The 17,969-nt window shown below is 59.7% G+C and carries 16 protein-coding genes and 3 tRNA genes; 5 read left to right on the forward strand and 14 right to left on the reverse strand.

From position 1 onward, the window contains the following. The first annotated feature begins 65 nt into the window (after positions 1-65). The 4 genes from flgA to KEM63_RS11615 all read left to right on the forward strand — a co-directional run bounded on the left by flgA (position 66) and on the right by KEM63_RS11615 (position 2,596). Complete coding sequence (gene flgA, locus KEM63_RS11600) at positions 66-779, forward strand: flagellar basal body P-ring formation chaperone FlgA (protein ID WP_223651809.1); 714 nt, start codon at positions 66-68, stop codon at positions 777-779. Between the two features lie 154 nt (positions 780-933). Continuing rightward, entirely contained in the window at positions 934-1,260 is a 327-nt protein-coding gene (gene flgM, locus KEM63_RS11605; RefSeq protein ID WP_223651811.1) for a flagellar biosynthesis anti-sigma factor FlgM, read from the forward strand. Between the two features lie 41 nt (positions 1,261-1,301). Further along, positions 1,302-1,763, forward strand: a complete 462-nt coding sequence (locus KEM63_RS11610) for a flagella synthesis protein FlgN (RefSeq protein ID WP_223651813.1) — start codon at positions 1,302-1,304, stop codon at positions 1,761-1,763. A gap of 89 nt (positions 1,764-1,852) precedes the next feature. After that, positions 1,853-2,596 carry a flagellar brake protein gene (locus KEM63_RS11615; protein WP_223651815.1) on the forward strand — a complete coding sequence of 248 codons (744 nt, stop codon included), beginning with the start codon at positions 1,853-1,855 and terminating at the stop codon, positions 2,594-2,596. 3 nt (positions 2,597-2,599) lie between these two features. Here KEM63_RS11615 and KEM63_RS11620 read toward each other — a convergent pair whose 3' ends face one another. Then, entirely contained in the window at positions 2,600-3,913 is a 1,314-nt protein-coding gene (locus tag KEM63_RS11620) for an MFS transporter (protein ID WP_223651817.1), read from the reverse strand. Between the two features lie 157 nt (positions 3,914-4,070). Beyond that, positions 4,071-4,147: transfer RNA gene (locus tag KEM63_RS11625), tRNA-Arg, on the reverse strand. Between the two features lie 304 nt (positions 4,148-4,451). Between KEM63_RS11625 and KEM63_RS11630 the strand changes: the two genes are divergently transcribed. Beyond that, positions 4,452-4,769 (forward strand): Arc family DNA-binding protein, encoded by a 318-nt coding sequence (locus tag KEM63_RS11630; protein WP_223655871.1) that lies wholly within the window; start codon positions 4,452-4,454, stop codon positions 4,767-4,769. A 69-nt stretch (positions 4,770-4,838) separates the two neighbouring features. Here KEM63_RS11630 and KEM63_RS11635 read toward each other — a convergent pair whose 3' ends face one another. From KEM63_RS11635 to KEM63_RS11690, 12 genes are all read right to left on the reverse strand, one after another. Beyond that, positions 4,839-5,975, reverse strand: coding sequence for a sodium ion-translocating decarboxylase subunit beta (locus KEM63_RS11635; protein ID WP_223651819.1), 1,137 nt, complete (start codon positions 5,973-5,975; stop codon positions 4,839-4,841). Between the two features lie 11 nt (positions 5,976-5,986). Further along, positions 5,987-7,771 (reverse strand): sodium-extruding oxaloacetate decarboxylase subunit alpha, encoded by a 1,785-nt coding sequence (oadA, locus tag KEM63_RS11640; protein ID WP_223651821.1) that lies wholly within the window; start codon positions 7,769-7,771, stop codon positions 5,987-5,989. Between the two features lie 46 nt (positions 7,772-7,817). Further along, positions 7,818-8,069, reverse strand: coding sequence for an OadG family protein (locus tag KEM63_RS11645; protein ID WP_223651823.1), 252 nt, complete (start codon positions 8,067-8,069; stop codon positions 7,818-7,820). Between the two features lie 187 nt (positions 8,070-8,256). After that, entirely contained in the window at positions 8,257-9,597 is a 1,341-nt protein-coding gene (gene mgtE, locus KEM63_RS11650) for a magnesium transporter (RefSeq protein ID WP_423747861.1), read from the reverse strand. Positions 9,598-9,830: 233 nt separating this feature from the next. Continuing rightward, positions 9,831-9,907 (reverse strand) — tRNA-Arg (locus KEM63_RS11655). Between the two features lie 96 nt (positions 9,908-10,003). Next, a tRNA-Ser gene (locus tag KEM63_RS11660) sits at positions 10,004-10,094 on the reverse strand. Positions 10,095-10,155: 61 nt separating this feature from the next. Beyond that, on the reverse strand, positions 10,156-10,341 hold the full coding sequence (gene csrA, locus KEM63_RS11665) for a carbon storage regulator CsrA (protein ID WP_022963267.1): 186 nt from the start codon (positions 10,339-10,341) through the stop codon (positions 10,156-10,158). A 219-nt stretch (positions 10,342-10,560) separates the two neighbouring features. Beyond that, positions 10,561-11,802, reverse strand: a complete 1,242-nt coding sequence (locus tag KEM63_RS11670; RefSeq protein WP_223651826.1) for an aspartate kinase — start codon at positions 11,800-11,802, stop codon at positions 10,561-10,563. Between the two features lie 83 nt (positions 11,803-11,885). Beyond that, positions 11,886-14,507: an alanine--tRNA ligase gene (alaS, locus tag KEM63_RS11675; protein WP_223651828.1), complete on the reverse strand. Its 2,622-nt coding sequence runs from the start codon at positions 14,505-14,507 to the stop codon at positions 11,886-11,888. A gap of 153 nt (positions 14,508-14,660) precedes the next feature. Next, positions 14,661-15,695: an arginine N-succinyltransferase gene (astA, locus tag KEM63_RS11680; RefSeq protein ID WP_223651830.1), complete on the reverse strand. Its 1,035-nt coding sequence runs from the start codon at positions 15,693-15,695 to the stop codon at positions 14,661-14,663. Between the two features lie 2 nt (positions 15,696-15,697). Beyond that, on the reverse strand, positions 15,698-16,720 hold the full coding sequence (locus KEM63_RS11685; RefSeq protein ID WP_223651832.1) for an arginine N-succinyltransferase: 1,023 nt from the start codon (positions 16,718-16,720) through the stop codon (positions 15,698-15,700). A gap of 15 nt (positions 16,721-16,735) precedes the next feature. Continuing rightward, a complete protein-coding gene (locus KEM63_RS11690) occupies positions 16,736-17,953 on the reverse strand; it encodes an aspartate aminotransferase family protein (protein ID WP_423747862.1) in 1,218 nt (405 codons plus the stop codon). Between the last annotated feature and the right edge of the window lie 16 nt (positions 17,954-17,969).

Raw genomic sequence — 17,969 nt, forward strand, 5'->3', positions numbered from 1 at the left:
TTGCTTCCACTACAGGAAAGCGACAGTAACTTGGCGCCACCCGTTTTGTCATCAAGGCTAATTGTATGCGTTTTATCAGGTACTGCGCGGCGCTGGCGGTTTTTTTTTCCTCCGCTTTGTCCGCGAATCCTCTGATTGAACAGCTTATCGGCACCACCGAAGCTTTTCTTGAGGAACAAGCCGAGCAGCACATCTCGGCAAGCACCCGCGACGCGCGCTACGAAGTCGAAGTCGGCCGCCTCGATCCACGGCTTCGCCTGCCTCTGTGCCCGGCAGACAGCCTGGTAACGACGCTGGAAAGCCCGGCGGTGCCGGTCGGTCGGGCCACCGTGCGTGTCAGTTGCGAGAGCGACACGGTACGCTGGCGTCTGTTCGTCCCAGCCAGGGTAAGCCTGTTCGAGCAGGTCCTGGTCACCCGGCGCCCTCTGTCCCGTCACGAGGTAGTACAGCCGGCTGATATTGCCTTAATGGAGAGAGACGTCGGTCTGCTTGGTGACCAATACCTGACCGATCCTGGACTTGCGCTAGGCAAGCGCGCAAAGCGACAGCTCTCTGCGGATATGGTGATCGGCGCCAATCATCTGGAGAATGATGAGATCGTCAAACGCGGCGACAAGGTGGTGATCAGCGCGGCAAACTCGCAGATCTCGGTACGCATGCCAGGCGAAGCGCTTCAGGCAGGCACCGTCGGCAGTCAGATACGCGTACGCAACACGCGCTCCGGGCGGGTCGTTACCGCCCGAATCATTGGACCCGGACAGGTAGAAGTGGCGATGTGACCGCCGAACCGTTTCCGCTATACTGCTGTCTGATTCCTCAGCGGCTGCAGAAGCCTAGACTGTGAATCGAGTCACATAGATTTTTCCTAAAGTTTTTCCTGCATCGGCCGTTACTGATGTTAGTAAAACATTCAAAGTTCTGAGGACCTGTAGAATGGTTATTGACTTCAATGCCCCCAACGGCGCAGGCAATAGCAGCCGAACCGGCCAGGCTGGTGCCGCATCCGTCAAGCGCGAGCCCGGTGCAGACAGCGCCCGCGGTGCTGACAAGGCGCCTGAGCAGAAGCAGCCGGCTGGCGAGTCGTCGGTCAAGCTCAGCGAGCAGGCACAACAATTGAACGCTATAGAAGAACGTCTCCGCCAGCTTCCGGAAGTGGACAGCGAACGCGTTGCGCAGATCCGTCAGGCCGTGGCAGATGGCAGCTACAAGCCGGACAGCAGCCGTATCGCTGACAAGCTTCTGGCGCTGGAGAGTCGCTAAGCCTGAAGACTGGTGATGGCCCCGGTTCGTGGAGATGACAGATGATCGATCTGCAAACGATATTTGACCAGGCCATCCAGGATTGTCAGCAGTTCCTCGATCTACTCGATCAGGAACAGGACGCGCTGGGTCGACATGACATGCCCGAACTCGAGCGGCTGCTCGACCTGAAGTCTCCGCTGATCAAGGCGCTTTCACTGCACGATCAGGCCATAGCCGGCTGGTGCCAACAGACAGGCAAGCGGCCGGAACAGAGCCTTGAACATTTCATCGCGTCGCTCGGGCAACCGCAACTGGTGGAAGGCTACGACGCTTTCCGCGAAGTCCTGGAACGCTGCCAGTCTGCCAATCAGCGTAACGCTCGGCTCGTCAGGCATAGTCAGTACGCGACGGGGCATCTGATCGATCTTCTGCGCAATCAAGGCGAGTCGAGCCAGAGTGTTTACGACCGGCAGGGTCTGACAAGCCGCTCGAGTTCGCAGCGCCCGCTCACCAAGGTCTGATTTTTTCCGGTATCGGAGAGCCGTTATGCTGACTGCCTTGCTGTATAGTGGCGGGACTATCACAACGGATGTCGAGAGCCAGCAGCACCATGCTATTTGAACAAGAAGTGGGTCCTCAGCCACCCCGGGAAGTTCGCTCCAGGATCGAAATCACCTCGCTGTTAAAAACGCTCCAGCAGTCGCGTGACCCGCTCATGGTCACTTTCTCCGAACGGACGCAAAAGTTTCAGAGCTTCATCGTCAATGTTGATTCCGCCACCGGCTACCTTTGGCTCGATGAACTGATTCCTCGTGACGGGGATCGCTTCGTCGAACAGGGCGAGGCTTTTCGTATCGATGCCTGGCACGAAGGCGTGCATATTCGCTGGAGCTGCCCGGCGGCGGAGAAGGTCAATTTCGAAGACGCGCCGGCCTATACCGCCCCCCTGCCTGAAGACATGATTTATCATCAGAAACGCGGGGCCTTTCGTGCCACGGTGCATCGCGCACTGGAAACCGGTATCGGGCTGATCAAGCAGCAGCGCCAGCAGCAAATCACCGGAACACTGGTCGATATTTCTGCCACGGGCTGCAAGGCTCGGTTTGCGGGAGATCTGAGCAAGCAGCTCACGCCCGGAGAGCTGTTGGAACAGAGTTTTCTCGAATTGCCCGAAGCAGGTCGTCTCAGGATCGCGCTGGAGGTACGGCATGTGGTGCACGATGAAAGCGTGGATGAAAGTCACGTCGGTCTGCGCTTTCGCCAACCACCGCCAGCCGTGCAAAGACAGATCGACCGCTATGTGAATACCTTGCAGCGCGAAGCCAGGCGGCTGGAAAAGGACGACCTGTTCTGATCTTCAGGCGGCCCGATGATCTTCGTCGTCGTGCCGCCGCCCGCTATAGCCGTCCGCGTCATCCAGCATCTGCTCAGCCACGATCTGCTCGTCTACCCGGGGGTCGATAGCCGCAGCCAGAGGAGAACTGACCAGATTACCGGCCGCAGGCATGTAATGAATGGGCGCTTCTTCGACCAGGTGTTCGCCAGTAACTCTGCCGGGGCGCACCTGCAGCGACAGTAGCAATGTGCAGATCCCCATGAACAGATACAGTGCCTGAGGCCCCCAGAATTTCATTACGGTCGAGCCGAGCAGTGGTCCGACGCTGGCCCCCAGACCAAACGTGACCAACAGCATTGCCGACAACAGCACGCGATGTTCCTGCTCGACGTGGTCATTGGCCAGCGCCACGGCTAGCGGGTACAGCGTAAAGGCCAACACGCCGAACAACGCGGTCATCAGCATGAGGCCCGCGCGCGGGAGCACGGCGACTGCAATGAGCAGGACCACCCCGGTCAACACAATCGCGTTGATCTGAATCATTCGGCTGCGATCCAGACGATCCGAGAGCCAGCCGACGGGCCATTGAGCCAGCAAGCCGGCCCCGATCGTCACCGCCATAAAGATGCCGACGTCGGAGGTTGCCAGGCCGACCGTGCTCGCGAAAACAGGAGCGAGACCATAGAAAGCGCCGAGAAGGATGCCTGAGACGAAGATGGTGCTCAGTGCGAGCGGCACGCGTTCAATGAAAAATCGCACCTTGAGGGGAGCAGGATGAAGGGGCGCCGGGTGGATACGATTGGTCACCGCAACAGGAACGAGGCACAACGAAAAGCACATTGCCACTAACAGAATATGGCGAAGATCCAGTTCGGGCATCACGGCCAGCAGCACCTGACCAAACGCCAGCCCAAGGAACGTCACCACCATGTACGCAGCGAACACCCGTCCCCGCTGGTGCGACTCTGCCTGCTCGTTCAACCAGCTTTCGAGCACCATGTACTGACACATCATGGCCATGCCAACCAGAAAACGCAGTCCAAGCCAGACCGATACACTGTCACTCAAAGCGTGACCGATCACCGAAGCCGTAACCACTCCTGCACTGGCTACGAACGCACGGATGTGGCCAACTCTTGCGATCAACCGGTGCCCGACCCAGCCGCCCAGCACCAGGCCGACGTAATAGCCTGTCATCAGGATACCGATCCAGACCTCGCTCACCCCCTCCCCGGCTAGACGCAGCCCAATGTAGGTACTGAGGAGACCGCTCCCGGTCAACATCAGGAGAGTCGCGAAATATAGTGAAGAGAACGCGGCGAAGGTGCTGGACATCTGGACTCCTGACAAGCGCAACCGGCGGTGCGAGGCCGGCAATAGATCGCATCGCCGAACCGATTGGCCAGCGGGAAAAGCAGTCGTTCGACTGAGACCGGGAAGACGAGTTCCGGACAGAACAGACGCACCGGCCGACGGCGGAGCGTCGCGAGTGTGGTGCGCGAGCCCGGATTCGAACCGGGGACCTACCGCTTAGGAGGCGGTTGCTCTATCCAGCTGAGCTACAAGCGCACTGCGTCGTTGCGAGTCGCGCATCTTACCTTAGGCTTGCATGAGTCGCCAGAGGAGTGAACTTGCCAGCAGAATACTGCTAAAATGCCATCCGTCTGAATCCCGTCACAAAACCCAGACATTTTTCTGTCGCGCCCTTCAAATATCTAAAAAAAAAGGTATAAAGAGAAGTAATTGGGCTGAATGTGTTGTCAGCATGATAAGGAAACCGTTCCTACCAATAGCGGACGTACTGGTGGCAGGAAGCCATAAGCGACTTACCAGCCAGCATCGATTACACAATTTAGAGCGATTTCGTTGCCCTATGAAAACAGCAATCCAACACTACACGAGCAGAACCGCCGATAAATTCGTGGTTCGACTACCGCAAGGCATGCGCGACAAGATCGCCGAGGTGGCCAAAACGCACCACCGCAGCATGAATTCGGAAATCATCGCCCGGCTCGAGCATAGCCTGCTGGACCTGCCCACCCTTCCCGAGCAACCTTCCAGGCAATCGCTGAATGATCAGCAACTGGACGCGCTCAGCCACCCGGAGCGAGAGCTGCTGGTGCGCTTCCGTGAAATGAGCCGCAGGCAACAGAACGCGCTTCTGGCTTTGTTAGCGGCCGAAGCCAGCTGATACGAAGCACAAAAAAACCGCTCCTGAGAGCGGTTTTTTTGTGCCGGCGATTCGCATCGCCGGCCAGTATCAGCCTACGAAATTAAGCAGCACACCGGCGGCCACGGCCGAGCCGATGACCCCGGCCACGTTCGGCCCCATCGCGTGCATCAACAGGAAGTTCTGCGGGTTGGCTTCCAGACCTACCTTGTTGGACACCCGCGCAGCCATTGGAACCGCCGACACGCCGGCCGAGCCGATGAGCGGATTGATCGCCTGCTTGCTGACAGCGTTCATCAGCTTCGCCATGAGAACCCCAGCCGCCGTGCCCGCGCAGAATGCGACCATGCCGAGAACGAGGATGCCCAGCGTCTTGAGCTGCAGGAACGCCTCGGACGAAAGCTTCGATCCGACCGCCAGACCCAGAAGAATCGTGACGATATTGATCAGCGCATTGCGGGTGGTGTCCGCCAGGCGCTCGACGACGCCGCACTCACGCATCAGGTTACCGAAGCACAGGAAACCGACCAGAGGCGCGGCATCCGGTAGCAGCAGACCAACCAGCATCAGCAGTACCAGCGGGAACATGATCTTTTCGGTCTTGCTCACCACCCGTAGCTGAGTCATGACGATCGCACGTTCCTTCTCATTGGTCAGCGCGCGCATGATCGGTGGCTGCAGTAACGGAACCAGAGCCATGTACGAATATGCTGCCACGGCAATCGGACCCAACAGATCGGGCGCCAGCTTGGAAGTGACGAAGATCGACGTGGGACCATCAGCGCCGCCAATGATGGCAATCGAAGCCGCTTCCTTGAGCGTGAACTCAAAGCCCGGAATGCTGTACGCCGTGAGCGCAATAGCACCCAGAAGGGTTCCGAAGATACCAAACTGAGCCGCCGCACCGAGCAACAGGGTGCGCGGATTGGCCAGCATCGGACCGAAATCGGTCATCGCGCCGACGCCCATGAATATGAACAGCGGGAACACGCTCGTCGGCAAGCCCACCTCGTAAATGAGGTGAAGAATACCCGTCCCTTCCGCCATATTGGCTACGGGCAGGTTTGCCAGCACGCCACCAAAGCCGATCGGAATCAGCAACAACGGTTCGAAGCCCTTGCGGATCGCCAAATAAATCAGCGCAAAACACACGACGATCATCACAACCTGGCCTGGCTCGATGTGATAAAGGCCTGTCGTATGCCACAACTGGAGAAGCTTCTCCATGACTGTCTCCCTTAGCCGATCGTCAGCAGAGTGTCACCGACCTGCACTGCGTCGCCGACCTTCACGTTGACGGTACCGACCGTACCAGCCTTGACAGCCCGCACCTCGGTTTCCATTTTCATCGCTTCGAGGATCATGACCACCTCACCCTCGTCGACAGCGTCGCCCGGTTGCACCAGGACCTTGAAGATATTGCCGGCAAGTGGCGCCGCCTGTGGCGTACCTTCGCCTGCAGGCGCCGGCGCGGCCGCCGAAGCGGTGCTTGCACTACCTGCACCGACCGATTTGATACCGGTGATGTCGCCGCCATCCGCGACCTGGACAACGTATTCCTTGCCGTTGACGTTGACGGTGTAGACCTCGGGCTCGCCCGGCTTGGCCGCCGGCGCGGTTTCCTTCCCGGTCGGGACCGGCTCGAACGCGTCAGGATTACCGCGGTTTTCGAGGAACTTGAGTCCGATTTGCGGGAACAATGCGTAGGTCAGCACATCATCGATCTCGTCGGTAGCGAGCTTGATGTTCTTTTCCTGGGCCAGGCCCTTGAGTTCCGCGGTCAGCTTGTCCATCTCGGGCTCAAGGAGGTCGGCTGGACGGCAGGTGATGGCCTCGGCGCCGTCCAGTACCCGGGCCTGCAGCTCGCGATTGAACGCCGCCGGTGCCGCGCCGTACTCGCCCTTGAGGATGCCGGCAGTCTCCTTGGTGATCGACTTGTAGCGCTCACCAGTGAGCACGTTTATCACGGCCTGCGTGCCAACGATCTGCGACGTCGGAGTGACCAGGGGGATGAACCCAAGGTCTTCGCGCACGCGCGGAATCTCTGCGAGCACCTCGTCGAACTTGTCACCGGCGCCCTGCTCCTTCAACTGCCCTTCCATATTCGTGAGCATGCCGCCGGGCACCTGGGCAACCAGAATGCGTGAGTCGACACCCTTCAGATTGCCTTCGAACTTTGCGTACTTCTTCCGCACTTCCCGGAAATAGGCGGCGCACTCTTCCAGCAGTTCGAGGTTCAATCCTGTGTCGCGCTCGGTGTTCTGGAATATCGCAACCACCGATTCGGTCGGCGAATGGCCGTAGGTCATGGACAGAGAGGAAATTGCGGTGTCGACATTGTCGATGCCCGCTTCGGCCGCCTTGAGAATCGCGGCGGTGGAGAGCCCTGCCGTCGCGTGACACTGCATGTGTACCGGAATGCTCAGAGTAGCCTTGAGCCGACTGACCAGATCGAACGCGGTGTACGGCGTGAGAATACCGGCCATGTCCTTGATCGCAATGGAATCGGCGCCCTGATCCTCGATGGTCTTGGCCAGATCCACCCACATCTGAACGGTATGCACCGGGCTGGTGGTGTAGGAAATGGTGCCCTGGGCATGCTTGCCTTGCTTCTTCACGGCCTTGAGCGCCGTTTCCAGGTTGCGCGGGTCATTCATCGCGTCGAATACGCGGAAAACATCAACGCCATTGACTGCGGCGCGCTCAACAAATTTTTCCACTACATCATCGGCGTAATGGCGATAGCCGAGCAGGTTCTGACCGCGCAGAAGCATCTGCTGACGCGTATTGGGCATCGCGCGCTTGAGTTCGCGAATACGCTCCCAGGGATCCTCGCCCAGATAACGGATACAGGCGTCGAACGTTGCGCCGCCCCAGGATTCAACCGACCAGAACCCGACCTGATCAAGCTTGCCTGCGATCGGCAGCATATCGTCAAGACGCATACGCGTCGCCAGGATCGATTGGTGCGCATCGCGCAGGATGACGTCCGTGATGCCCAAGGGCTTTTTGGTATCGGTCATAGTCTTATGGCCTTTGTGATTTTAATAATAATGCTGCGCAAGGTGTTCAGGAACGGCGACGGGCGCGATGCTGCTTGACTGCAGCACCGATCACGGCCAAGAGTTCTGGATCTACCGAGTCCGTCGAGGGAGCCTTGCGAGCCGGCTTGGTGACCGGAGCCGGGACGGGAACGTATCGGTCGATCAGCCGGGACATGATGCTGGTGACGAAAACCAGAATGATGAGGAAGGTAAATACCGACCCCATTCCCAGGAGCATCAGCTCCACGCCTTCTATGAGCAAGTCGGATGAGTTCATCTTATCTCCGCTATCCTGCGGCACTCCTGTGCCAGTACGCCCAGGGGCTGTTCAAGTAACCAGAAGGGCCGCACCGCAAAAAGGCGGCGCAAAACGACCCTACTGAAGCGCAAAACCGGTCTAATGTATCCTGATGTGACATTTATGGCAAACCACGCGACATTCTGCTGCCTGCGTGGGACAGGGCCTACAGCAGAAAGAGCGTCGCAAGCCCGAGGAAGATGAAAAAACCGCCACTGTCGGTGATGGCCGTGATCATTACGCTCGAACCCAAAGCCGGATCTCCACCCATCCGAACCCGCAACAGCGGTATCCATACCCCCATGACTGCTGCCAGGAGCATGTTCAGCGTCATTGCCGACAGCAGGACCAGGGACAGCGCGGCGTTGCCATAGAGCAGGTAGGCGATCAAGGCCAGCACCAGCCCCCAGAACAGTCCGTTGATCAACGCAACGCCGGTCTCCTTGCGAATCAGCCGCCTTCCATGTGCCGCCTGCACCTGGCCCGTAGCAAGACCACGGACGATCATGGTGATGGTCTGATTGCCGGAGTTGCCGCCGATTCCCGCAACGATCGGCATCAGCGCCGCGAGCGCCACCAGCTGCTCGATCGCGCCTTCAAAGAGCCCGATGACCCGCGATGCAATCAGCGCGGTGCAGAGATTGATCGCCAACCATGCCCAACGGTTCCGTACCGACTTCCATACCGAGGCAAATATATCTTCTTCCTCGCGAAGACCTGCTGCGTTCAAAACCTCCGCTTCGCTTTCTTCACGGATGTAGTCGACCATTTCATCGATGGTCAGGCGGCCGAATAATTTGCCCTGCGCATCCACCACCGGGGCCGAGATCAGGTCATAACGCTCGAACGCCTGGGCAGCCTCCCCGGCGTCGTCCAGCGGGTTGAACACCACCGGGTCGTCGGACATGACATCCACCACCAGCTCGTCGGGCGAGCTCACCAGCAGCTTCTTTACCGGCAGTACACCTCTCAGGACGCCTTCGGTGTCGACCACGAAAAGCTTGTCGGTGTGATCGGGCAGCAAGTCGAAGCGGCGCAGATAGCGGCTGACAACTTCGAGTGTCACGTCATCGCGAATCGTCACCATATCGAAGTCCATCAGTGAGCCTACCTGATCATCGTCGTAGGACAATGCAGACTTCAGACGGTCGCGCTGCTGCGCATCGAGCGTGTCCATGAGCTCACGTACGACATCACGTGGCAGATCCGGCGCAAGGTCGGCAAGCTCATCGGCATCCAGGGTGTTCGCCGCGGCGATGATCTCGTGACTGTCCATGTCCGCGATAAGCGTTTCGCGAACGGCGTCCGAGACTTCCAAAAGGATCTCGCCATCCCGGTCGGATTTGACCAGCTGCCAGACCGTCAGCCGCTCCTCAAGTGGCAGCGATTCGAGAATGTAGGCAATGTCGGCTGGATGCAGCTCTTCGAGCCTGGTCTGCAGTTCGCCGAGTCGGTCGCCCTGAACAGACGCAGTTCCGTCGAGCGTCTCGCGCTCGAGCAGGGACATTACCTGTTCGAGACGGTCCTGAAGGCTCTCGGGAGACTTTCTGTTCAGCTCTGACATGGGCAGCACTTCCCTGGCGGGCCGGAGCCCGGCAATACGACGACCCGGGCGGCGAGGAGCCGGCCTCGGCAATTCAGAGCCCAAGCCTAGCAGGTTTTGGCTGCAGCTCAGGAGCGAGCCCGTGCGATGGGGGCAAAAAAAAACCCACCGGCTATCAACCGATGGGTTTCTTCGTATGGCGCACTCGGGAGGATTCGAACCTCCGACCGCTCGGTTCGTAGCCGAGTACTCTATCCAGCTGAGCTACGAGTGCGTTGTGGGTGCGAATTATAGAGCCTTGATTGGCTCTGTCAAACATTTTTTTCCTTTGTAATCAGAAACTAACGCTTGACACTTACGATTCGCGAAGTGGCGGAGAGGGCGGGATTCGAACCCGCGATACCCTTTTGAGGTATACTCCCTTAGCAGGGGAGCGCCTTCGGCCACTCGGCCACCTCTCCGTAACACGCGCTGCATATTACCTGCGCGTATTACTCAATGCAATGAAAATCCCCAATAAAATTAGCTATTTGGTTCCTCATCCTTTTCTTTCTGGATGCGCTGGTAGATTTCCTCGCGATGAACCGCTACTTCCTTGGGTGCATTCACGCCGATTCGAACCTGGTTGCCCTTGACACCCAAGACGGTTACCGTCACTTCGTCACCCACCATCAGGGTCTCACCAACCCGTCGAGTCAAAATAAGCATTCCTTTCTCCTTGCTTGATCAGGACACTGCAGTCTGCAAAAAACCGGCTAGTTGCCTGTCGGCGGCCTTTGCTGGCTTGACTAGTTGACCACACATCCCCCAGTCGGTTCGATGCAGCGGCGAAGCGGTCATGCCATCCTTGCCGACAGCGGGTGCAGCCGCCTTGAACCGCACCCAGACAAGGACACGAAGCGAGGTCCTCAGTTCAAAAAAGCGCGCTCAAAGGTGATCCGAAGCGCTGCTCTCGGCGTCCAGATCGAAAGCCGAATGAAGTGCGCGAACGGCCAGCTCGAGATACTTCTCGTCGATGACGACAGAAATCTTGATCTCCGATGTCGAGATCATCTGGATATTGATCCCCTCGTGAGAAAGCGCCTCGAACATCTTGCTCGCCACACCCGCGTGAGAGCGCATGCCGACTCCGACGATCGATACCTTGGCGATGCGATTGTCACCACCGACTTCGCGCGCACCGATCTCACTGGCGACCGCGCGCAGAATTTCCTCTGTCTTGCGCAGGTCATTGCGATGGACGGTGAATGTGAAGTCGGTGGTGTTATCGTGGGACACGTTCTGCACGATCATGTCGACTTCGATATTCGCGGCACTGACCGGGCCGAGAATCTTGAACGCTACGCCGGGGGTATCCGGCACACCACGGATGGTCAGCTTGGCTTCATCGCGGTTGAACGCGATACCGGAGATGACGGGTTGTTCCATCGATGCATTATCCTCGAGAGTGATCAGGGTACCGGGACCTTCTTTGAAGCTGTGCAGCACGCGCAGCGGCACGTTGTACTTGCCGGCGAACTCCACCGAGCGAATCTGCAGCACCTTGGAACCGAGGCTGGCCATCTCCAGCATCTCTTCGAAGGTAATCTTGTCGAGACGCCTTGCGCTCTCAACAACCCGCGGATCGGTGGTATAGACGCCATCTACATCGGTATAGATCTGACACTCATCGGCCTTGAGCGCAGCCGCAAGCGCAACGCCGGTGGTATCCGAGCCGCCACGTCCGAGCGTGGTGATATTGCCCTGCTCGTCCACGCCCTGAAAGCCCGCGACGATCACTACCCGTCCGGCTGACAGGTCGGCCCGAATCGCTTCATCATCGATCTTCTGGATGCGCGCCTTGTTGAAGGCGCTATCGGTAACAATGCGAACCTGCGCACCGGTATAGGACACGGCGGGCACATCGATTGCCTTGAGCGCCATGGCGAGCAGGCCAATCGTGACCTGTTCCCCTGTGGACACAATCACGTCCAGTTCACGCGCATCGGGCTCAGCCTGAATCTGCCGCGCCAGATCAATGAGACGATTGGTTTCACCACTCATGGCGGAGACCACGACGACGAGATCATCGCCCTGCTGGCGGAAGCCTTTGACCTTTTCGGCAACCTGACGAATCCGCTCTACACTTCCGACCGACGTACCACCAAACTTCTGGACAATAAGCGCCATCTCTTGCACCAACCCCCACTGGCCGTCGGTTCCCCGACCGTTGCGCAGAAGCTCTTGTCCTCTGCCCTGTTTGAAACTGTCTGTTACTGCTGGGCTATCCAGTCGAGCGCCTGAGACATGGCGCTGTCCAGCTTGGCCGGCTCGGTACCGCCGCCCTGGGCCATGTCCGGCCGGCCACCACCCTTGCCACCCACTGCCGAAGCGGCATGCCGGATAAGGTCGCCGGCTTTTACCCTACCGGTCAGATCCTTGGTGACACCCGCCACCAGCACCACTTTTCCGTCGAGCTCGCCTCCCAGCATCACGACAGCGGAGCCCAGCTTGTTCTTCAGTTGATCGACCAGAGCCAGCAAGGCCTTGCCGTCGGCGCCGTCAACTCGCTGCACGAGAACCTGCATGCCCGCGACAGACTGCGCAGCGCCGGCCAGATCACTTCCAACCGCGCTGGCGGCCTTGGCCTTCAGCTGCTCGATTTCCTTCTCCATCTGCCGGTTGCGCTCGACCAGCCCGGAGACCTTTTCCAGGGCGTTATCCCGCGAACCTCTGACCATCTGCGCGACCTGGCGCAACTGCTCTTCCAGTGACACCAGATAATCGAAGGCCGGCTGGCCGGTTACCGCTTCGATACGGCGAACGCCTGCGGCGACGCCTGCTTCGCTGGTGATCTTGAACAGTCCGATGTCGCCGGTGCGGCTGACATGTGTGCCGCCGCACAGCTCGACGGAAAAGCCATTGCCCATCGTCAAGACGCGGACCCGGTCGCCGTACTTTTCACCGAACAACGCCATGGCGCCCTTGCGCTTGGCGGTTTCGATATCGGTCACCTCGATAGCCACTTCGGTATTCAGACGAATATGTTCGTTGACCATGTCTTCAATACGACGAAGCTGTTCGGAACTGATCGCCTCGAAGTGACTGAAATCGAAACGCAAACGCAGACTATCGACCAGCGATCCTTTCTGCTGCACATGCTCGCCGAGAGTCTCACGCAGCGCAGCGTGCAACAGGTGAGTGGCGGAGTGGTTGAGCTTGGTCGCCTGACGAACGCTATCATCCACGACCGCGCGGATCGTAGCGCCCACGCTCAGGCTCCCGCTGGCAACCACCCCATGATGCAGGTGAGCGTTGCCGCCCTTGGTGGTATCCCGTACGTCAAAGCGCACACCAGCACCTTCCAGGTAGCCGGTGTCGCCTACCTGTCCGCCGGACTCTGCATAAAACGGCGTCTCGTCCAGAATGACGACGCCAGCTTGCCCTTCCTCGAGACGGTCGGCGGCCTGACCTTCGCAGAACAGCGCGACGATCCGACCGGAACCAGCGGTCCCCTCGTAACCCTGGAAGCGGGTTTCGGCGTCGACCTTCAGCAGCGCGTTGTAGTCGACGCTGAACTGGCTGGCCGACCGCGCGCGCTCACGCTGCGCCTCCATGGCCTTCTCGAAGCCCGCTTCGTCCAGCGTCAACCCACGCTCGCGGGCGATGTCCCCGGTCAGATCCATCGGGAATCCATAGGTATCGTACAGCTTGAATATGATGTCGCCGGGTATTTCATTGCCGGACAGACCAGCCAGATCCTGCTCGAGTATTCGCAGCCCCTGCTCAAGCGTCTTGGCGAACTGCTCTTCTTCTGACTTCAGCACACGCTCGATATGCGCCTGCTGGGCTTTGAGTTCAGGAAAGGCGTCGCCCATCTCGGCGACGAGTGCATCAACGATCTTGTAGAAGAACGCGCCCTGTGCGCCCAGCTTGTTGCCATGACGGCAGGCCCGGCGAATGATCCGGCGCAGCACATAACCACGTCCCTCGTTGGAGGGCAGAACGCCGTCGGCGATGAGGAAACTGCACGAGCGGATATGATCGGCGACCACTTTCAAGGACGCTTCATCATCCTTCTCGCGGCCGATAGCACGCGCAGCTGCGGCGAGAAGGCTCTGAAACAGGTCGATCTCGTAGTTCGAGTTGACGTGCTGCAATACCGCGCTGATACGCTCCAGCCCCATGCCGGTGTCTACGCTAGGTGCGGGCAGCGGCTGCATCTGGCCGTCTGCCGTGCGATTGAACTGCATGAACACGTTGTTCCAGATCTCGATATAGCGGTCGCCGTCCTCCTCCGGGCTGCCTGGAGGGCCACCCCATATCTCCGGACCGTGATCGAAGAAAATCTCGGTGCAGGGGCCACATGGGCCGGTGTCGCCCATCGCCCAGAAATTATCGGACGCATAGGGGGCGCCCTTGTTGTCGCCAATACGCACCATACGTTCTGCAGGCACCCCGATCTCGCGGGTCCAGATATCGTAGGCTTCGTCGTCACTGGCGTACACGGTGACCCAGAGTTTTTCCGCAGGAAGCCCCAGCCAGTCGCTGGACGTCAGGAATTCCCAGGCGTAGCAAATGGCATCGCGCTTGAAGTAATCACCGAAGCTGAAATTTCCCAGCATCTCGAAAAACGTATGGTGGCGAGCGGTATAGCCGACGTTTTCAAGGTCATTGTGCTTCCCGCCAGCACGGACGCACTTCTGGCTACTGGTGGCACGGGTATAGGCGCGCTTCTCCAGCCCCAGGAAACAGTCCTTGAACTGGTTCATGCCGGCATTGGTGAACAGCAGCGTCGGATCGTTTGCCGGAATCAGCGAACTGGAGGCGACGCGGGTATGACCTTTCTCTTCAAAGAAGCGGAGGAAGGCTTCACGGATCTCTGCGCTTTTCATATATCCCTTACCACGGTGCGGATCGGCCGGACGTGGGTCCGGCAAAGAGCGGCATTATATAAGCATCACGGTCGCACTTGCATCAGCCGGCCGCTTGATAATGGCTATGGTTACCATAGCCACGGCGCCGTGCGGATGCCAGAAAGGCGGGTTTCAGACGAAGCTTGAAACGGATTGCCTGCCGACAAGCGAAACGGCCCGGACCGGTGCTCCCGGTCGCAGCCCAAGACGCTCGGCGGAGTCCATCGACACAACCAGCGTGCCGGCAGCCATGCGGGCCGGTGCCGCGATGATCCGACAGTTCTGCCGGGCCCGATTGTGAATGAGGAAGGTATCGGCATCTTCACCCGGCGTACCGGTGGCAAGCACCAGCACCCGGCTCTCGCCGATTGCGCGAACCTGTCCGATGGGCGCCTCCAGAGTGGGGCCGCCGTCGAAGATGTCGATGTACCCCTGATCCGTCAGCCCCTCCTCCCGCAGCATGGCCAGGCCAAGCTCCGAGTCCGGATGTACCTGACCGATAGCCTCCCTCGCCGCCTGGCTCAGAAAGCAGGCATACAGCGGAAATTTGGGCATCATCTCGGCAATGAACGCCTTGCTGCCGATGCCCGTCAGGTAGTCAGCGCGCGCGAACTCCATGCGGAAGAAATGTTTGCCCAGGCTGTCCCAGAACGGCGACCGCCCCTGTTCGTCGGACAGCCCGCGCATTTCCACGATCACGCGGCTGGAGAAATCGGCAATGAACTCGGCCATGAACAGAAAACGGGCCTTGGACAAGAGCCGACCATTGCCGACGTTTCGCTGCTGCGGAGGCAAATAAAACGAACACAAGGCTGTCGCGCCGGTGAGGTCGTTGACCAGAAACAGGGTCGGATGCTGCCGGTAGACGTCCAGCTCGCGACTGGCAGTGACTGTCAGCCCCATGCGGTAGCTGTACCAGGGCTCTCGCAGGCCCGCAGCGGCAAGCATGCCGCTCGTGCCGACCGCCTGCCCCGCCTCATCCTCGAGGACGAACAGATAATCCGCATCGGCTGGCGCCACGCCGCCGGCAAAGCTGGCCTGAACCGTGTCCAGACGACGGGCAAGCCGCTCCTCGCTCGCAGGCAGGCTGGTCAACCCGGAGCCCGCGTCGCCGGCCAATCGCAGTAGACTGGCCAGATCGTCTGGACGTGCTGCTCGTACCAGCATTGTCATGTCTCCTGCACCAGGCTGACCCTGTCACCTTCTACCACTCCGAGCGCTGCGGCCTGCTCGCTGTCGAGTGAAACATCGTCGCCTGGAGACCAGGCAAGATCGAGTACCGTAGCGCGGAAGCCGGCCACCTGTTGGTTGGCCACCAGCCAGGAGTCGCTACCACCTGCCTTCTCAACAATGCGCACCGAGGCGGACTGACCGCTCTGCACCGTACGCAGCGCTGCGGTTTTGGCCTGCACCACCGGCCCGCCATCGAAGATATCGACGTAGTCATCCGTCTCGAATCCTTCCTCGAGAAGAATTTCGAAAACGTCCTGTGCGCTGGCGTGCGCCTGACCGATAGCTTCCTGCGCGGAGTCGGAGAGCATCGGAACATAAATCGGATAACCGGGCATCAGTTCGGCTAGAAAATGACGACCACGGCTACTGCCCAGTTGCTCGGCCTCGAGATAGCTGACAGCGAAGAAGTGTCGACCGACCGCATCCCAGAACGGCGCGTTGCCTTCTACATCGCTGACGCCAACCACCTCCACCGCGGTGGCTTCGGCGAAACGCTGCGGATGATTGGCCATGAACAGCAGACGACCGCGAACGTTGAGCGCGCGGACCCGCGCATCTCTCTGGATCGCAGGATCCAGATGAAAGCCAGCCAGCAGGCTGTGTCCGGTCAGGTCGTGACACAATGACAGCACGTGAATGCGGTTATGCAGCCCCAGCTCGCGGGAGGCGTGAACGAACATTTCGTTGCGGAAGGTATAGAACGGCTGACTGAAGCCGGCCGAGGCGATGATGCTGCTGCATCCCACCAGGTTCCTGCTCTGGCTGTCCTCTATCACGAAGAAATAGCGCTCCTCCCCACTGAAGGCCACGTCCGCGGCCATCGATGCGAGGGATGCCTCGATAATGGTCACCAGTCGCTCCCGCTCAGTCGGAAGCGACGTAACCCCGACCGGGCTCGCTGCGGCCAGCCGCTCGATTTCGGCCAGGTCATCCATCGTGCACAGGCGCTGGATCAGCATCAGAAGCTCCGCACGTCAGCCGGCCAGCGACACAAGAGCCTTGCGCAGACGCTGCAGGGCCTCGGCTATGTCCGTTTCCGGAATGATCAGGCTCGGCGCCAGACGCATAACGTCAGGGCCGGCCTGCAGAACCAGAAGCCCCTCTCTCTGGGCTGCCTCCTGAATCTGCCGCGCCTGACCTCGCCATTGCTCGGCCAGCACGGCGCCAATCAGCAACCCCTGGCCACGCACCGAGTGAAAGACCGGCAAGTCGGCAGAGATCCCCATCAAGCCGTCGGCAATCAACCGATAGCGATGCTGCACGCCGCTGAGCACCTCGTCCGTGTTGACGATGTCGAGTACCCGCTCGGCGACCGCGCAACCCAGAGGATTGCCCCCGTAGGTGCTTCCGTGGGTACCTACCCCGAAATGCGCCGCGATGGCGTCACGGGTAAGCATCGCCGAGATCGGGAATCCACCACCGAGACTTTTTGCGCTGGTGAGAATGTCCGGCTCGACCTCGCTGTGCATATAGGCGAAGAGCTTACCGGTACGCCCCATTCCGCTCTGCACTTCATCGAAGATCAGCAGCGCATTGTGCTGGTCGCAGAGCTTGCGCACGGAGGCAAGATACCCCTGCGCCGCCGGGATGACACCACCCTCACCCTGAATGGGCTCGATGACCACCGCACAGGTATCGGCCGATATTGCCTGCTCCAGCGCGGCGATGTCGTTATAGGGAACATGACTGATGCCCTCCAGCGCCGGGCCGAAGCCTTGCGAGTACTTGGGCTGGCCACCGACGCTGACGGTAAACAGCGTCCGCCCGTGAAAACTGTTGGTGCAGGCAATGATCTGGTTCTTCTGCGGTCCCGCGGTCTCGTGCGCCCAACGGCGGGCAAGCTTGAAAGCGGCCTCGTTGGCTTCGGCTCCCGAATTGGCGAAGAACACGCGATCAGCGAAGGTGGCATCGACCAGCTTGGCGGCCAGGCGCAGCGCCGGCTCGTTGGTCAGTACGTTGGAGACATGCCAGAGCTTGCCGGCCTGCTCGGTCAGAGCGTCAATGAGGTCAGGATGGGCGTGCCCCAGCGCGTTGACCGCAATGCCGCCCGCCAGATCGATATACTCCCTGCCCTGCTGGTCCCACACCCGTGATCCCTCGCCGCGCACCGGAATCATGTCTACAGGCGCGTAGTTGGGGACCATGAGCCGGTCGAAATCGGACCGGGTGACCTGCTTCGAATGCATCGCTATCTCCTGTCACCCGGCG

Source organism: Halopseudomonas nanhaiensis, assembly GCF_020025155.1.
GTDB classification, from domain to species: domain Bacteria; phylum Pseudomonadota; class Gammaproteobacteria; order Pseudomonadales; family Pseudomonadaceae; genus Halopseudomonas; species Halopseudomonas nanhaiensis.